Raw genomic sequence first — 15,210 nt, forward strand, 5'->3', positions numbered from 1 at the left:
TTGACTTCACGTAAGGTTAAAACAAGATTCTTAGTTAAATATACCACAACCCCCTCTCATATGGAATAGAATACCACGCATTTTTTCATTTATGCGTCTTATAACCTTTTACATTGAAGAAATCCTACCTGCTGCCTCTTCTGCTAGAAGTCTCTCAATGATCATCATATCTTCGTTTGTGCAGCGGTAGCCTTACCTTGTTACTTAATAAATTACAAGAACATCCTTTTGTAGTGATTTGCCATGTCTATGACCTTATCAAATTCAGCCTTAGCTTGTTCGAACGTACCGTCGACGAAGGCAATCGTCGGAATATATTCTTCCTTAAGCTGCCTCGGCTCGTACTGGCAGTATCCCAGTTCATGCACCCCAGTGCTGCCCCGGCTTGGTTCGGCTTCGAGCAGATGGGCGACCATTCTCGCGTATCGCCCTACCCAGCTAGGGTTTTTCAGAAATGGTCGACTTTGGAACGTGGGGAATATTGTAAGCAAGCCGTCGTACCAATTCTCGGCGGTGACCAAGACATCCGGTCTATCCTTCACAATTGCATTTTTCAAGCCCTTGAGTCCCTGACATACATCGAAATCCGGATCGTTCACCCAGTGATGGGCGGTATCCAGGAAGACGGAATCGAAGCCATATCGATCCATCAGACGAGTGACCTGCCGAGTCAACTCTGTTTGCCAGGAGGGAGCTCCCGGATTGAGCCAAGCCTGCCATCCGGTATCGTGAGATCGGCTCAAATCCCAATCCGGTACGTTGCCATGATATTGGTTTCGCGAAGCCGTTTTCATATTGGCATCTGTCCCGTACTGCGGGAAATTAGAGAACCAAGCATTCACGCAGTTGGCCCCGAACATCGGCATGATATGGACCCCCAGCTTTCGTGATTCCTCGCATAAACGCTGGAATCCTTCCTCCCCACCAAGGAGCGGATCCGGACGATAATCCCCGTATTGCCAGTAATACCGACCTTCCCAACCTGGTAAATAGGCCAAAATATTTTTGCCATCTGTACGCTCTGCGGCATAGCGGATAATCTCCAGCATTTGATCGTATGTGTTGAATATGTAACCGGACCAATGCATTCCATGCAGCGTGAGACAAAGCGAGATTTGCTTCGCCCAGGACGGCATATCGGTTCTGTCCTTCCAAGGTATTAAGCCGATACCGTTTGGAGACTCGGCAAACTCAAGATATTGGTTGAGGAATGCTGTTGGCTCTACATTGCGGCCAAGCACCCAGGCTGGAACGTCGATTTTATCGTCAAATTTGCTTGCGGACTCTTCGTGAATCAATTCGACCGTATAGGTACCTGTGTTTGCACCCATTTTTTCTGGATAAACCGCAAACCGCTTGTCCCTCACTTTATGATCTTGGCATTGAAACGCCAAGCAGCCATCCTTATCGATCTCACGCACAAAAAATGCAGGAATCTTCAAGTTATTCTCACGATGAATCCAATTATACGGGTAATGATAAATATCCCCAGCAGCACCCACGACATCTTCTTTTTCGGTGCTTGCATTGTACACCGCTATGGCATCCAATTCACGCACAAGCACCTTCACACAACGGATTTTATGAGAGGCCTCTGCCGATATTTTTAACACCAACTGCCCTTGATCATTAGTAACCGCTTGGAGTGTGAAGCGGCCTGGTTTCTGCTGCTGCTGACCGGCGAAGCTTAGCTCCTCACAAACCAGCTTCCAAGAGCCGTCCTCTTGCGTAAACTGTGTTTTTTCTGGATTTAAGCCATAAGTGTTTTCGAGTGTAATAATTTGAAAACTAAGTTTCCATCCGTCGAAATTGTAAATCGGATCTCTGAAATCAAAACTAAAAAATTGCAATTATTGTCATCCCCTCAATATTAAATGGCAGCTTTTTACTTGACAGCACCGTTCGTTAGGCCGCTGATGAAAAACCGCTGGAGAAACACAAACAAAATGATCATTGGCAAAAAGTTGATGATGGAACCTGAAGTTAGCAGTCCCCAATCGTTGCCGTACTGGCCAATAGCCATATTCGTCAACCCTATGTTCAGGGTTCGCATATCATCCGTTGTCGTGAATACCAGCGCGACAATATAATCGTTCCATGTTGTGTAGGCAGAATGTATCGCTACCGTTGCAAGCCCCGGCCAAGCGAGTGGAATCATCAGCTTAAAAAAGATTTGGAATTCCCCTGCCCCGTCGATCAATGCGGATTCACGTATGGCGTCCGGCACAGCGTCGAACGAATTAAGCATCATAAATACCGCCACCGGAAGATGGAAGGTGACATAAATGATAATGAGAGCAAGATAGGTATTTAGCAGATTGAGGCTCTTCATTATGGAAAACAGCGGAATTAACAGCGTCTGAAACGGAATCATGAGCGCTATTAGAATCAACAAAAGAAATATTTTGCTGAAAGGGATCTCAAGCTTGGAAAACCCATACCCTGCGAGCCCACCAACCAAAACGATGAGCAACACTGAAATGATTGTCAGTACGATTGTGTTGAACAAATACGTTTGAAACAAGCCGTTGTTCATGCCCCAGATTTCCTGATAATGCTCAAAGGTGATCGAGGACGGGATCCATTCCGGAGGAGTTTTAATAATTTCCTTTGACTTCTTCAGCGATGTGCTTAGCGTCCACGCGAACGGAAGAAGAAATAAGACAGAAAGTACGATATTGAATAAGTATTTGAATTTGTGCCGCTTCAATGTATCGAGAAAACGAATCAAAGCCATAAAGTCCCACCTTTAATAATTTACCGGATTCCGCAGTATACGCATTTGAATTAAACTTAATATAATTAGGATAAAGAGCAGAACGAAGGTCATCACCGAGCCATATCCCAGATGGAAATATTTGAATGACGTTTTATAAATCAAGTGAACGACGGTTGTCGTCGTGTTAGAAGGCCCGCCTTGAGTCATGATAACAAACTGCTCGAAAGCAAGCACCGAACCGATTACCGATAATATCAAAGCTAAGGCGAACGAAGGACGCAGCAAGGGAAGGGTAATATACCGAAGCACTTGCCAGCGGCGTGCGCCGTCCACATTAGCAGCCTCATAAATGTCCTGAGGTATAGATTGCAGTCCAGCGAGCAATATGATCATCGTAAAGCCCGAGGTTTTCCATGCGATCATAAGCACGATAGCCGGCAACGATGTGCTTGCATCGCCCATCCAAACAATAGGCTGCTGAATCAAGCCCCACTCCAGCAAATAGTAGTTCAGCAGACCATATAAGTCATTGTATATCCATAGCCAAACCAAGCTGGAGGACACCATAGAAATCACGACGGGTGTGAAATAAACGGAACGAAAGAAGATAATTCCCGGCAATCGTTTATTTATAAGGAGCGCTAGGCCAAAAGCAACAATAAAGATGAGCGGAGTTACCATAAGCGTATACTTCAGGGTGAACCATAAGGTACTCCAGTAAGTTTTATCCTTGAACAAATCGATGTAATTATCCAAACCAATAAACGTTTTTTCCCCCAGCACCGGCCAGTTATAAAAGGACATGATGAGGGAACGGATTAGTGGATAAATAAAAAAGATCAGATTCAACAAAACAGCAGGAAGTACGAATAGCAGATGGACTGGTTTGATGCGGATTTTAGTCATGTGTCCTCCACAGCAAGGAAAGGGGAGGTCTCTCCCCATTCCGTTGCATTATGTTTTATTTCTTTTGCAGGATGGCGTCCATGTCTGCAGCGGCTTTCGTGAACGCATCTTTAGCTGGTGTTTTACCTAGAAGCGCCGATTGAACGTTACTGAGAATCGGATCATATAGTTCATTGTACTTCGTGGTAAAAGGCGTTACCGCCACATCAAGTGACTGTGCGAACATCTTATACTTCGGTTCTTTATCGAAATAAGGATTGTTGTAGAAGTCCTTGCGTACCGGAATAGATCCATTTTTCGCGAACGTCTCGACCTGAACTTCTTTGGACAACGCGAACTCGATAAATTTCCACGCTTCTGGCAGCTGTTTTGAACCGGACGTGATTGCGATAAGCTCTCCTCCACCGAAGGAAGCGTGGCCTTTGCCCTCATTTTTCGGGATCATTCCGACACCGTACTCGATATTGGAAAACTTCAGATTCAAATCAGACACTCGGAAGTTACCATTGACCATCATGCTCGCCTTGCCAGACGTGAAGGCGTCAAAGGCTTGTTGGGACGTATAGGTCGGCGATCCAGGAGGAACCACTTTATCCTTATTGGTAAGGTCCGATAAAAATTGCAGCGCTTCGATCGCTTGAGACGAATTCACCATCGCCTTGGTACCATCTTTGTTGAGGAACTCCCCACCGTTGCCCCAAACGTAAGGCATGAAAGTAAACATGAGTGTACCGGCAGTACCACCGCCATACACGTATCCAAAACGGTCTTTATTCGTTAATTTTTTCGAGTACTCTTGAAGCTCCTTCCAGGTAACCGGCGGTTTTTCCGGATCAAGTCCTGCATCCCGGAAATGTGCCTTGTTGTAAATAAAAGCAGAGACGTCTGCGTTAAACGGTAAAGCGAACTGTTTGCCATCCTTCTGTCCCTGGTTCAGCATACTCTTGCTAAGCTGGTCCTTAAAGCTTAGACCATTATACTGCTGTGTGATATCTTTGAACGCACCAATTGATGAGTAATAGGGAGCCAGAACAAGATCAACGGATACGATATCCGGAACCGAATTGGACGATAACGCAGCGGTAAATTGCTGATTAAAGCTCTCGGTAGGAATCGATGTGACTTTGATTTCTACGCTTTTATTTTCCTCGTTGTATTTTTTAACTGCTGCTTCTAATAACCGGGCGCCATTCTCACGAGTCCACATCGTTACGACTTTTTTGGCTCCACCTGAATCCGGAGCAGCTTTCGCTCCGTCATTCACCTTTTCCCCACCATTCGTTGCGGCCGGTTGTCCGGAGCAACCGGTCAAAGCGAGTACGAACAAGCTGGCAAGCAGTGCTGCATTCACTAGTTTTTTTTGCATACATAAAACCTCCATTGATATATCTTTTGGGCATTTGGATTTGCTTGTTGAAAAGGATCTAAAAGCTCCCCGCTTCAATTACATCCCTGCCGATTCGATTAGCAACCGCTTACATAAGTACTTTAAGAGCGTCTCCTTATTGCAGTTCTCAAGTATATCGAAGATCGTATTTTCTTGTGTGCGAATCTCTTACCGCTCACATCAAGCAATATCTTAAAGGACGTTTTACCACAGTTCTTGCACATTGTACATATTTAGAAGCGGAGATGCACTCTCCGACTCGATATGGTATCAGTTTTTGATAATAGGCTGATACTACCATTGCACTCCAAAAACATCAATACGATAATCCGAGTTTTATATAAGAAGACGATTTACAAATTTCAACTTATTATCTTCGGTAAAAACTGACACACCCTTTTCAGCTCGATAACTACAAGGTTAGCGTTTACACTCCTAAAATGAGGAAAACTAACGATAACTCCCCCCTTTGATTCTGCTCCTTAGTTTACTAATGCTAACAATTTCAAGTATATTAATAATAGTGAATGTGAAACAGTATAATGTTGACCCAATTTTAGCACAATATGACACAATATAATTTAGGTGATAGACTTGAGTTATTTCCATTTTGAATCACCACCGTTACCTCATTTCGTCGCTTGTGGGGAAGCTACTTATGCGATTGGAAGAAGCCATGCCGAACGTTCAAACATCGGTGTGTTCGATATGATTTTCGTCACTCGTGGAAGCCTACTGATGATGGAAAGTGATACACAGTGGAGGACGGGACCGGGTGAATGTCTAATTTTGCGGCCCGATGGTTATCATTTTCAGTTGAATCCATGTGATGAAGAAACCCATTTTTATTGGCTTCATTTTCAAAGCATCGGCAAATGGATCGAAATACAAGAGCAGAATCGCGGCTTCTTAGGTGTGCAAAGCCATTTCATGCTTTCTTTTAATGTTTCGATACCCCGATATTGGAAATTGCTAAATCCGACCAATGCTTACGAGCAAATACGCAATCTACTCACATTAAAGGGCCAGCCTGCTTATTCGTCCCGTTGGGAAGAGCAAACCATTTTTCAAAAGCTGTTCTTTGATCTTCATATTGAACAAGAGCCTTTATCCTCCGCCGTCAGTAGATTGGCCGATGATACGGCCCGATATTTACGGCAAAATTCCCCAGAGCAAATTACTTACGAACAGCTCGGGAAAATTTTTAACTTTCATCCCTCCTACATCACGCGCTGTATGAAAAAAGTGTACGGTTGCACACCTGTGGAATATTTAACGATTGTTCGGCTCGACCAATCGAAAATTTTACTGCTTAATACCGATTTACCGATTGGGCGCATTGCCGAGGAAGTCGGCTTTCACAGCAGCTCCTACTTCACGAAATGCTTTTGCAAAGCCGAAAAAATTACCCCCCACAAATTTAGACAGCAATTCAGATATAAAGGCGGAAATTAGAGAATAACTCAAAAAATCCGCAAGCATCGACCGAGGTCGAGCTTGCGGATTTTTGTATAGTAATTATTGTGTTCGCGTTACTTTTGCACTACCGGGAATTCACCAATACGTAAACGGGCACTGCCATAAGGGACCAACTCCAGATCTACGACTGGCTGCGTCGGATCCAGCTTTGGCTGCATCGGCGGCGTTGCCGCGGAATGCATGTCAAAGCCCCAATTGGGCAGCAGTTGTCCTTTTAGTATTACGCGCACCGGGGCATTGGATGCCTGATAGGGTTGATAAGGTATTTCATCTTCACTGATGGTGATACGTGTGTCCGTCCCGTCAATTAGACCGTATTTCCAAGGAGAAGCTGGATATACCTCCCAATCACTGAAACGTTCCCGGTTGCGCATGCAAGTCCAGCTTTCGGTAATAGGCAGCACGTACACCAAAGGCCCTCTTTCCACGCTTGCCGCGAAGTTGCTGCGGCGAGATTGCTTTACTTCCATCGGAAGCGACAAGTCAATCTCGTCGCCGTCACCCCATTCGCGTTCGATGCGTGCATAACCATCCTTCGTGGTGAACGTTTGACTGCTTCCGTTGATCTTCAGGACGGCACCTTGGCACCAAGCTGGAACCCGCAGGTAAAGCGGGAATGTCTCGCTGCCCTGCAGCGAAAGCCGGATGTGAATGCTTTCTTTAAAGGGATAATCGGTGATCACCTCAGCAGTGATTTGCTTGCCGCTACCCGTCGTTGTACGAACGAAGCACGGTGCGTAAGCAACAGCAGCAATCCCGCCATCCTGTGTGGACATCCAAAGATGAGACACAAGCTTGGGCCAGCCTTGATGCATATTTGCTGTGCAGCATCCGAAATTCGGGGCTAGTCCGAACGTATTGGCATCATCCCGATTCACCCAGTTACGTTTGGCCACATTACACACAACCTGATTCACCTGCTGATCGTATTGATGTGAAGTCCAATCCGCCGAGATCGTAGCCGGCAGAGCGTTATAGGCAACTTTCTCCAAGGTGTCTCCGAATCTCCCGTCCCCAAGGATGCTGGCAACATGCTCCAAGCTGAACATGTACTCAACCACGGCGCATAGTTCGACCCCCTGGCTTGGATGGGTACCGGATAACCACTCATCGCCGGAGAACATCCCGTGGGCTTGCCCATGATACTTCATTAGGCTTTCCAGTCCTCTGTACACAGCCTCCCGGTGTTCCTCCTGTCCGGTCAACCGATAGAACAACGCCGGCGTTTTCAGTGCCATAGCCACATTCACTACATGTGTGCGATGATCGAACTTCCCTTCATATTTTCGCCAAAATGGGAAGTCATTGAAGATGCCTGGCCAATCCAACGTTTGCTTTCTTATTTTATCTGCAATCTGAAGCAGGAACTCTTCATTTGTCCGTTGATGCAACCAGAGTATGGACAGCATCAAATCTGCTCCGCGTGCTTGTGCCCAACCCTCTAGAGGCATCTGCTCGATCACCCCGTCAAGATACCGGAAAAACCGCGTTAAGAATGGAATGACCCGCTCATCACCGCTGGCTTCTTGATGCTGGGTCAGTACCTTCAGCATAATGGTAAAATGCCACCAGTCATGTCGTTTATTCACATCATTATTAACGGTCGTGATGTGATTGGGGCCAAACATGCCGTCTTCCCTTTGACTGGATAACGCCCATTCCACCCACTTCATGGCTTTGCGGATGAGTGTCTCATCTTCCAGTAAGTAGGCGAGCGGAAGAAGCCCGTCTACATAGTAAGGACCACGCTCCCAGCTTTCTCCTTTGCCGCCCAACCATCCATTGTCTGAACCGACGTCTTCCCAATGCTCCTCCAAATGTCCAGTTAGTCCATCTGCCTGTATGTTCAATTGGTTGCGAATCCACCCAGATGGTTTGATACTCCCCAGCGGCAAAGGGGTAAAAATCGGTTGTTTTAACATCATGCCATCCCATCCTCCCAAGAATATTGAAATCATGTCCCCCCACATTGTAGTGGATGCTAGGAGTGTCAAAAAACTACATTCCCAACTATTTTTAGTCCGATTTAAACCAACGAGCTGGATTTACAATCAAGATAATAAAGGTTACGATGAGGGGCGAAGTAGAATAATGCTAACGTTCCGATGAAGAAGGGGCCTGCTCACATGAACTCATTTCAATTGGTATGTCCGCCTTTGCCGCACTTTCTAATTTGTGGAGAAGATGTGTATGAAAGGGGACAGCGACATCCCAGCCGTCATTCCATTGGCGTGTTTGATTTGCTCGTGGTAACTCGCGGTTGCTTATATATTGGAGAAGAAGAACGCCAGTGGCGTTTAGAGGCCGGTACCTTCCTGCTGCTTCGCCCGGATCGATACCATTATGCGACACAAGGCTGTGAGGAGGAAACCCATTTTCACTGGCTGCATTTTCAACCGATGGGTGAATGGTCAGAGGTTCCAGAGGGGGCCGCTATTCCGCAGCCCTTCCCGGAAGAATCGCAGTTCGTTGCATTCATCCCCCGCTTTGGCCGACTGTCACTAGACAGCAGTGTTTATCAGCAGCTGGAGTCGTTACTTGGCATGGTGCGTCGTTCCAGTGTGCAGTGGAAGCATCAGATTGCTTTCCAGCAGCTGCTTCTGGCGTTGGGTCAGGACAAGTCGGACAGCCATACGTCTTCCGTTTACCGCATTGCCGAACAAACCGTCACCTACTTGCGGATGCATTACCGTGAGCCGTTTCGCAACGAACTGCTTGGAACGAGCCTACGCTTTCATCCGATGTACATCACTCGCTGCATGAAAATGGTGTACGACTGTACTCCGTTGGAGTACATCACAAGATACCGTATTGAACAGGCGAAGCGGATGCTTATGAATACGGATCTGCCAATCGGGCGAATTGCCGAGGAATCCGGATTTGAGACCTTTTCTTTTTTCAACAAATGCTTTCGTAGGACTACGGGTACCAGTCCGCGAGATTACCGCAAGCGAATGTGGACACCTGATTGATATTAATAACGATCAGGCGAATGAAGGAGTTTGGGACATCCCGTTATGTCTGTCCTTGTAGATGCTCTTTTATTTTTCTGTACAGAGTAGCGCGGTTAATGCCTAACCGTTTTGCAGTTCTGGACTGATTGTACTCCTCTTGCTCGAGTACCATGAGAATAATGTGTCTTTCAATTTCCTCCAGGGTCATATCTTTAGTTAAATCAGGGACAAGCTGGTTTCTAGGATTTATCGAGAATTGCTTATCAAGAATGGGCTTCGCAATTTCCATTGTAACGAACATCGAATTCGCCCTTTCAATTAATTCGCACAGGACGTGTTTTAGCTCCGTCAGGTTACCGGGCCAATGATAAGACTTTAATTTTTTAAGAACATCCGGCTTAAAGCCTATGACTTGCTTGTTTATCGTCATGCTAACTTCTGCAAGATACCAACGAATGATGTCATCCAGGTCTTCAATCCGTTCGCGCAGAGAGGGAATCGAGATACATTGCGGCCGCAATTGGTAGTAAAGCTCCATATGGAATCGGTTAGCGTGCACTTCCGAAAGTAAATCGATGGAGCTCGAAGTCACCAATCGGAAACGGGACGATTGATTTAGCAATATTTCGCTTAATTTCGACTGAGCTGTGAGTGGTAATTTACCTATTTCTTTAATGTAAAGCATTCCTTCGCGGGCCTTTTCAATTAACCCTTCCGTTTGCTGATTCTCTGTCCCGAAAAGGCGGTTAACCACTACTTCAGGTGGCGATACGAGATGCTCGTCAAAAGCAATAAAAGGGCCTCGATTAAATTGGGAGTTATGATATAAAGCCTTTGCGAGTACGCCTTTATTGGTGCCTGCCTCTCCACAAATAAGAACGGGTTTGCAAGCCCGATCCCACGCTTCTAAGTTACTCAAATCCCCCTCGGCTACTCTCAGCTTTTTCATGACCTGTTTAAGGGTTACTTTTCCTTCCGGCAATAAGGTGTCACCGTTTAGCTTTCGTCTCAGTATTCGCTCGAGATCTAAAATTTGCTCTGTCTCTTGCAAGGTAAAAATAAGTTCATCCTTTGAGGATGGGCATTTTTGAAGGATAAGCCATTTTTGATTCCAATTTATTAAACGATGCTTCCGGCTCGTGAGCCCGGCTAAGTCGTCCAACTGCCATTTTTCTAGCCACTCTTTCCATGTTAATTGGGTGATTGATTCTTTAGGTAGATTAAGTAATTCCTCCGTTTTATTATTAATCAGGATGATACGGTTATTGGAATCAATGATAAATATCCCTTGATTTAACTTATCCAGCAAGGATGAGAACCTGATATTTCCATCCTCGATCTGATTATAGAAATAATACAGGTCCGTAACTTTTTTTAAGGCACCATCAATAGCTTCCTTGCCTGATGCGATCATGACGGTTTGGATCCCTTTGGACTCGGCCAGAGAAGCCGTAAGCGCATCTCCGATAATAACTTCAACCCCCTGCCTAATGGCCTCCATGACCGCTTGCTCAAATTGTTCGAAAGTCTCAATTGTTTGCGCCAGCACCTCTATTTCCAATAACTCCGTTATCAGTTTGACATTTTGGAGCACGTTGGCGGAACCGATCATCCCCATTTTACCTTTAAATCCTTTAAGTATCGTAAGCGTGCGGAGTATGTCATAGCTTGTAATTTCTATCTCAATAACTGGAATTTGACTATGCTTCTTAAATAACTCAAAGGTTGCTCCTCGGCAAATGACGACATCATACCCGTGATACTCTACATGATTAAGAAGCTCCTCACCCCTTCGGATATTCCCAATCTCTACATCGATTCTAAAAGGGTAGTTTTCTCTTATATTAAGAATCATCTCTTTAAAGCCCTCATACGGTGCTATGACAAAACACTTAAACATATATGGTATCTCCTTTGTTTATTTCTAAAGCCGGCATTTTTACTGGATAAGTATATATTACAACCTTTTATATTTGTACATAACCATTGGAGGTCACTAATGTTTAATTTCAATAAAATTTTAGTACACTATGCTATATTTTGCATCACATCTCTCTTCTTAGCGTGTTGTATTATGAAACTTCGAAAAATATAATGATTTCAGATAGGCAAAACGAATGAGAAATTACATCCACTATATCGAAATGGGGAGATTAAATGAGCGGCAATCGCAAGGTTACGATGGGGCTTCTGTACGGTGATGCGACGGGTATAGGATCTGAATTGGTGGCAAAAGCCCTGCAAAATCAGGACTTATTTGAAGACGTTACTTGGGTATTAATTGGAGATGAGAGGGTCTTTCAATTAGGGGCGGAAATTGCTAATTGTTCGCTCCAATACAGAAAGATTGAGAGCATAGACCAGATCGACCCGAATGAAGAAACGACTTGGCTCATAGATACGGCAAACACCGATCCCCTTACGTTACCGTTAGGTAAACTTTCCGCTGAGTCCGGCAAAGCAACAGGCGATAACTTGACACTCGCAACTCGACTCGCCCAAAACAAGAAATTGGATGGTGTAGTTTACGCTCCATTAAATAAAGGCGCGCTTTATAAAGGCGGGTATCAATTTGAGGACGACATTCACTTACTTGCGTCGCTGTTTGACTATAAATCGGGTTTCGGTGAAGTCAACGTCCTAGAGGATTTATGGGTAACAAGAGTTACATCCCACATCCCCATGAAGGAAGTCGCGCAACATATTACTAAATCAAGAGTACTGGAAGTAATTCGGTTCGCGAATGTAATTCTCAAAAAAGCTGGTTTTACGAACCCGAGGATTGCAGTATCTGCATATAACCCACATGCAGGAGACAGTGGTTTGATTGGAATGGAAGAGATTGAGGAAATTATTCCTGCAGTTGAGGCTGCTCAACAAGAAGGACTTAACGTAGTAGGACCATTTCCAGCAGATACGATTTTCCTTCGTTTAAAGGAAAACCCGTTTGACTGTTTAGTATCCATGTACCATGATCAGGCACAGACGGGGATGAAGTTAATAGGATTCGATAAAGGTGTCACTGTAAACGGAGGACTTCCCGTTGTATTGGATACGCCTGCCCATGGAACGGCATTTGACATCGCCGGTAAAGGAGTAGCCAATCCTGGCGCTATGATCACTGCGATGAAATTGGCGGTTAAAATGGTTCGAGAATAAATCCCGGGGTCATGGCAAGGGCTATAAAAACATCTCCGGCCGCTTTTGGACCGGAGATGTTTTTACCCCTCGGAACTTCTGCGGAGCAATTCGAAAGCAACGAGGCCATGTTGTTTTTTCCGAAAAAATGAATAGAGGAGCCAAGAAACGGATGAGCGAATTAGGCATCATTGCCGATGACTTAACCGGGGCTTCCGACTCCGGTACGCAGTTTTCGCGGCTTGGCCGGAATGTGAAGGTTATCTGGGATATAGGCAGATTGGAGCAGTCACCGACCGGCCGAAGTGATTGTAAAAGCTTTGTCAGATCAGGTTGTTTATGAGAAGTGCAGACCTTTTGTGATTGGGGACATCAAACGGCTGCAAAAGGCGGAAGCTATATTGAAAGCGGGTTTGGTTATCCGTTCCATTCAGCCGCCGGATGACGCCGACTTCCGCTTCGGAACCGTGGACTGCCTGGATCTTGATCTGCTGCCTGTTGACCTGCCGTTCGGTGCAGTTTCCGCTGAGGCGGGGAACGCGGGGTTCTAATATTCGGTAACTGCGATGCCGCTTCCGGGGGTGACGACTCGACGGCAGCGCTGCTCTATATGCTTTATGGCTATAATGTACCAAAGGAAAAAATAACTCTTTTTCATTCTCGCGTGGATGGTCCCCCCGAAAATGAAGTCTTCTTCGGTTGGCCTGAAACCGAGTCGTATCTGGAATATCTTAGTCGTTACTTTGATTTGCCTCTTATTATTGCTTGGGGGAAAAGGGGTTTCTAAAACGAATTGAAGATAGGGGAATGTTTCCGGACAGTTCCGCGAGGTACTGTACATCTTATCTCAAGAGAGATGTGTACTTGAAATATGCGAGGACCAGGAGCGGAAACATTTTATGCGTTACTGGCGATGATAAGAAGCCTGCCATAAAGCTGTTGTTCCGACATGAGATGTTGCATTAATGTTTGCTCCTCGGTCTAGTACAAATTGTACTTCTTAAATATTCCCCCTTCTAGCTGCACCAACAATTGCGGGGCAATGTGAATCATTAAGTTCCGCTCCATTATTAATCAACAACTTTACTATTTCAAAGTCATATTCGCGAAATCCACACCAACAGTAATCTAAATATGTTCCAGTTCCTGGGGCTCAATAATTCAAATCGATCCCTGAAGAGATTAATGATTTAACAGCCACAATATCTTTATTTTTAAACGCATTTATCAACTCTTGATTCATCACTGAGTATTCACCATCCTAAGATTTATACCATACAAATGCAATATATTTGTAATAATTCCATCCTTACAATCATTATTCTGCCAGTTAGTTTAATAAAAAGAACGCTTCCCGCGCCTTCGCTTGGGCTACGTCCTCCTCATTACATTCCATTTCCAATTACCTATTATTGGACATACGCGAGTAGCATGTATTGCTTAAACAGGGGTCTCATCTTAACCTAAGCACTAAGAAAATACTTTATTTTCTCAGTCTAGAACTTTATTTTCTTCGAACATTTAGGAAAAGTAAGATTATCAGTTTTTTTTAGTCTAATGGTTTATTTTCTTTTACCACCATGAAGAAAATATTCTAGAATGACTTAGACGAACGGGCGGGGGGCAGGAAAAATAAAGAAGCACCCACATAAGCGAGTGCCTTGATAATGCTGTTATGGATTATAGGTAAATTTATTATAACCATTTTTACGATTACGAATATATTCGGACATTGCTGACTTTGATTCAGCCGTTTGCCCTCCTGATTGAGCTAAGATACCAACAGGATCAATGATCTGAGCTTCTTTAAAATTAACTGTTCCGATAGTAACACATAAAGGCTGTCCATTTGGATTTATTCGGATACCAAACAATAATTTTCCAATCATAAGACTATTATAGTATACTCTAATCCAGTGGTTTGATACAACACCATCAATGCCAAATTCTGCGCGTTGGTTTAGCTGCGCCACTTTATTTTTTCAGTCTTAGTACTTTAATTTCTTGGAACACCATTTTCTAAAGTGGACACCAGTATTATCAGGACTCCTTCGCCATCGCTACTGAGCCTAGTCAGTAGTTCTTAATCTCGCTTTCAACAGTGCAATCTCAATAATTTCCCTTTTATCATAATCATTAAGATTCCTAAAAACCTCAATTAATTTTTCTTCATAATAGTCGTCATATGTATCCCCATCATTCGAATCAACTCCGGTTAACAACCAGTTTAGGTTCACATTATATTGGGTTCTAATTGAAATTAGTGTTTCCGCAGACGGGTTACTATTTCCTTTTTCATTTTCACTCAGGTTACCTTGGGAAATCCCTATACTTTTCGCGAATTGAGATTGGTTCTGTTTGTTTTCTTTTCGGATACACTTTATTCTATATCCAATTTCATTCATACATCTCACCAGCTCTCTCTACAAAAATTAAAGAGGGTAGCCTTGGAATATTCCATCAGCTACCCTCTTCGATGTAGATAAAAAAGTTCACTTTCCGACTTTCTTAACTACTTTCCAACATTCTTTACTACTTTCCAACATTCTTTACTACTTTCCAACATTCTTTACTACTTTCCGACTTTTTGTCATCAGCCACTTTCTTTGACGGTGAATTCGGAACCG

Annotated in this window: 12 protein-coding genes; 4 read left to right on the plus strand and 8 right to left on the minus strand. The window is 44.4% G+C overall.

The window, feature by feature from the left end:
- Positions 1–212: 212 nt before the first annotated feature.
- The 4 genes from ACZ439_RS11210 to ACZ439_RS11225 all read right to left on the minus strand — a co-directional run bounded on the left by ACZ439_RS11210 (position 213) and on the right by ACZ439_RS11225 (position 4,991).
- Positions 213–1,850, minus strand: a complete 1,638-nt coding sequence (locus ACZ439_RS11210; protein ID WP_127607705.1) for an alpha-amylase family protein — start codon at positions 1,848–1,850, stop codon at positions 213–215.
- 35 nt (positions 1,851–1,885) lie between these two features.
- Positions 1,886–2,536 carry a carbohydrate ABC transporter permease gene (locus ACZ439_RS11215; RefSeq protein WP_236595706.1) on the minus strand — a complete coding sequence of 217 codons (651 nt, stop codon included), beginning with the start codon at positions 2,534–2,536 and terminating at the stop codon, positions 1,886–1,888.
- Between the two features lie 213 nt (positions 2,537–2,749).
- Complete coding sequence (locus ACZ439_RS11220; protein ID WP_127607701.1) at positions 2,750–3,625, minus strand: carbohydrate ABC transporter permease; 876 nt, start codon at positions 3,623–3,625, stop codon at positions 2,750–2,752.
- A gap of 55 nt (positions 3,626–3,680) precedes the next feature.
- The gene (locus ACZ439_RS11225) at positions 3,681–4,991 is read right to left on the minus strand and encodes an ABC transporter substrate-binding protein (RefSeq protein WP_201317659.1); all 1,311 of its coding nucleotides are present in this window, start codon (positions 4,989–4,991) and stop codon (positions 3,681–3,683) included.
- Positions 4,992–5,606: 615 nt separating this feature from the next.
- Between ACZ439_RS11225 and ACZ439_RS11230 the strand changes: the two genes are divergently transcribed.
- On the plus strand, positions 5,607–6,467 hold the full coding sequence (locus ACZ439_RS11230) for a helix-turn-helix transcriptional regulator (RefSeq protein WP_127607698.1): 861 nt from the start codon (positions 5,607–5,609) through the stop codon (positions 6,465–6,467).
- 77 nt (positions 6,468–6,544) lie between these two features.
- Here the strand turns inward: ACZ439_RS11230 and ACZ439_RS11235 are convergent, their stop codons facing one another.
- Positions 6,545–8,416 carry a beta-L-arabinofuranosidase domain-containing protein gene (locus ACZ439_RS11235; RefSeq protein WP_236595707.1) on the minus strand — a complete coding sequence of 624 codons (1,872 nt, stop codon included), beginning with the start codon at positions 8,414–8,416 and terminating at the stop codon, positions 6,545–6,547.
- Positions 8,417–8,617: 201 nt separating this feature from the next.
- Here ACZ439_RS11235 and ACZ439_RS11240 point away from each other — a divergent pair, with 201 nt between their 5' ends.
- Complete coding sequence (locus ACZ439_RS11240) at positions 8,618–9,463, plus strand: AraC family transcriptional regulator (RefSeq protein ID WP_372814731.1); 846 nt, start codon at positions 8,618–8,620, stop codon at positions 9,461–9,463.
- Positions 9,464–9,506: 43 nt separating this feature from the next.
- Here ACZ439_RS11240 and ACZ439_RS11245 read toward each other — a convergent pair whose 3' ends face one another.
- Entirely contained in the window at positions 9,507–11,345 is a 1,839-nt protein-coding gene (locus tag ACZ439_RS11245; RefSeq protein WP_127607694.1) for a sigma-54-dependent Fis family transcriptional regulator, read from the minus strand.
- A 257-nt stretch (positions 11,346–11,602) separates the two neighbouring features.
- On the opposite strand from ACZ439_RS11245, the gene ACZ439_RS11250 reads away from it, so the two are divergent.
- Entirely contained in the window at positions 11,603–12,604 is a 1,002-nt protein-coding gene (locus ACZ439_RS11250) for a 4-hydroxythreonine-4-phosphate dehydrogenase PdxA (RefSeq protein WP_464621024.1), read from the plus strand.
- A 338-nt stretch (positions 12,605–12,942) separates the two neighbouring features.
- A complete protein-coding gene (locus ACZ439_RS11255) occupies positions 12,943–13,134 on the plus strand; it encodes a hypothetical protein (protein ID WP_372814734.1) in 192 nt (63 codons plus the stop codon).
- Between the two features lie 1,122 nt (positions 13,135–14,256).
- On the opposite strand, the gene ACZ439_RS11260 is transcribed toward ACZ439_RS11255, so the two are convergent.
- Together ACZ439_RS11260 and ACZ439_RS11265 are read right to left on the minus strand one after the other, a co-directional pair.
- Entirely contained in the window at positions 14,257–14,556 is a 300-nt protein-coding gene (locus ACZ439_RS11260; RefSeq protein WP_372814853.1) for a hypothetical protein, read from the minus strand.
- Positions 14,557–14,652: 96 nt separating this feature from the next.
- The gene (locus ACZ439_RS11265) at positions 14,653–14,988 is read right to left on the minus strand and encodes a helix-turn-helix domain-containing protein (RefSeq protein ID WP_054800317.1); all 336 of its coding nucleotides are present in this window, start codon (positions 14,986–14,988) and stop codon (positions 14,653–14,655) included.
- Positions 14,989–15,210: the final 222 nt, after the last annotated feature.

The organism is Paenibacillus sp. JCM 9796, from assembly GCF_055379675.1.